Raw genomic sequence first — 2,350 nt, forward strand, 5'->3', positions numbered from 1 at the left:
CGGTGGCGGCTCTGGGGGCGGGGTGGCGTCGGCCACCTTGGGGGTATGCGGGGTGGGGCGGGGCGCAGGCCGCTTGCGCGCAACCGGCGTGTGCGCGCCGCCGTCCGCTGGTTTCGCTGCAGGCTGGGGTGGCGGCGGTGGTGCAATGCTGCGCGTGCTGAACACCTGGGTGGCGGCCGGCGCGGAGGTGGGCTGCCACACCAGGGGCACGCCCTGCAGCACCAGCCAGTGCAGGGCCAGCACCAACGCGGTCAGAACAAGCAGCGGCCGGCGGGGCATGGGTTGGTGATGGGGTCAGGCGCAGCCCGCGCCCAGGTCGCTCGACAGCTGGGCGGCAGCGGCACGCAGCGGGGTGTCGATGGCGCCCCCCCATTCGGGATCGAACGTGGCTACGGAACCCAGCGTGGTGATGCCCAGCACCAGGTGGCCATCGGCGTCGAACACGGGCGCGCAGAAGGCCACGATGCCGGGCAGCAGCGTGTCGACCACGCGGGCCGAACCGCGTTCACGCGTCTCGGCCAGCAGGGCCTCGACGGCTGCCGGGGTGGTGGGCAGATCGGTGCGGCGCACCCGGGCGGCCTGGGCCAGCTCTTCCTGCAGCAGGGGCTCGATCGTCTCGCGCGCCATGTGGGCAGCAAAGCAGCGGCCCGTGGCGGAAGACAGCAGGGGCATCACGTCGCCCAGGCGCAGGTTGGCCGTGACGGCCTGGTGGGATTCTTCCCAGTGCACGATGGTCGGGCCCCGGTTGCCCCACACGGCCAGGGCCAGCGTGTGGCCGATGGCCTGCATGAGCCCGGGCATGCGCTCGCGCGCCATGCGCACCGCGTCCAGGCGCGACAGCGAAGCCAGCCCCAGCTTGAGTGCCGCCGGGCCCAGGTCGTAGTGCGCGGTGCGGCTGTCCTGCACCACCAGCCCCAGGCGCTGAAAGCTCACGAGATAGCGGTGGGCCTTGGCGGCGCTCATGCCGGCCGATGCCGCAAGGTCGCGCAGCATGAGCGGGCCGCGCGCGCGCGTCAGCCCCTCCAGCAGCAGGAAGCCCACTTCCACCGACTGGATGCCTGCACGTTCTTTGTCCATCTGCACTAAAATTTGCGAGTTTTGTTTAGTTAAATCAATTTCACCCAGCGTAATTTGCGCTAGGGGTCCTACTTTTTCACCCGAGACGAAGGCTCTGCCCCCATGAAACTTGCCACCTACAAAGACGGCTCGCGCGACGGCCAACTGGTTGTCGTCTCGCGCGATCTGGGCACGGCCCATTATGCGACCGGCATTGCCAGCAGGTTGCAGCAGGTGCTGGACGACTGGAACTTCATCTCGCCCCAGTTGCAGGACCTTTCCGACCAGCTCAACGCAGGCCGTGCGCGCCATCCCTTCCCGTTTGATCCCCGGCAATGCATGGCCCCGCTGCCCCGGGCGTACCAGTGGGCCGATGGGTCGGCTTACATCAACCACGTCGAACTGGTGCGAAAAGCGCGCAACTCCGAAGTGCCCGAGAGTTTCTACACCGACCCGTTGATGTACCAGGGCGGCAGCGACGACTTCATCGGCCCCTGCGACGACGTGGTGGTGCCCAGCGAGGCCATGGGCATCGACTTCGAGGCCGAGATCGCCGTCATCACCGGCGACGTGAAGATGGGCACCAGCGCCGACCAGGCACTCGACGGCATTCGGCTGGTGATGATCGCCAACGACGTGAGCCTGCGCAACCTCATCCCGGCCGAACTCGCCAAGGGCTTTGGCTTCTTCCAGAGCAAGCCCGCCACCGCCTTCGGCCCCGTGGCCGTGACGCTGGACGAACTGGGCGACGCCTGGGACCACGGCCGGCTGCACCTGCCCGTGCAGTCCACCTGGAACGGCCGCAAGGTCGGCATGTGCGATGCCGGGCCCGAGATGACCTTCCACTTCGGCCAGTTGATTGCCCACATTGCCAAGACCCGCAACGTGCGCGCGGGCTCCATCGTGGGCAGCGGCACCGTGAGCAACAAGGGCGTGGAGCAGAACGGCCGCACCGAATGGCCCAAGGGCTACAGCTGCATCGCCGAAAAGCGCTGCATCGAAACCATCCAGGACGGCAAGCCCAGCACCGACTTCATGAAGTTTGGCGACACCATCCGCATCGAAGTGAAAGGCAAGGACGGCGCGAGCATCTTCGGCGCCATCGACCAGGCCATCGCGGCGCCCGTGTGATGCGCAGCCTGCTGGGCAGACTGCCGGGACGCCTGCTGCGCGCCTGCATGCTGGCGCTGCCCTTGTGCGGCGCCACTGCTGCCGTTGACGCGGGCCAGGACGCCAGCCCATCGGCCTGCCCGCCCTCCGCCCAACCGGTGGACGCCCAGGCGCTGCCTGAGAT

At 68.4% G+C, this 2,350-nt stretch carries 2 protein-coding genes and 1 pseudogene; 1 reads left to right on the top strand and 2 read right to left on the bottom strand.

The genetic code is table 11. The features are described from left to right. Positions 1 to 279: pseudogene (locus ACDELDRAFT_RS25900) on the bottom strand (DUF3108 domain-containing protein); the annotation flags it as partial. A 15-nt stretch (positions 280 to 294) separates the two neighbouring features. Continuing rightward, complete coding sequence (locus ACDELDRAFT_RS21450; RefSeq protein WP_005800443.1) at positions 295 to 1,077, bottom strand: IclR family transcriptional regulator; 783 nt, start codon at positions 1,075 to 1,077, stop codon at positions 295 to 297. Between the two features lie 102 nt (positions 1,078 to 1,179). On the opposite strand from ACDELDRAFT_RS21450, the gene ACDELDRAFT_RS21455 reads away from it, so the two are divergent. Then, complete coding sequence (locus tag ACDELDRAFT_RS21455; protein ID WP_005800445.1) at positions 1,180 to 2,187, top strand: fumarylacetoacetate hydrolase family protein; 1,008 nt, start codon at positions 1,180 to 1,182, stop codon at positions 2,185 to 2,187. The last annotated feature ends 163 nt before the right edge of the window (positions 2,188 to 2,350 follow it).

The organism is Acidovorax delafieldii 2AN, assembly GCF_000175235.1.
Taxonomy (GTDB): Bacteria; Pseudomonadota; Gammaproteobacteria; order Burkholderiales; family Burkholderiaceae_C; genus Acidovorax; species Acidovorax delafieldii_B.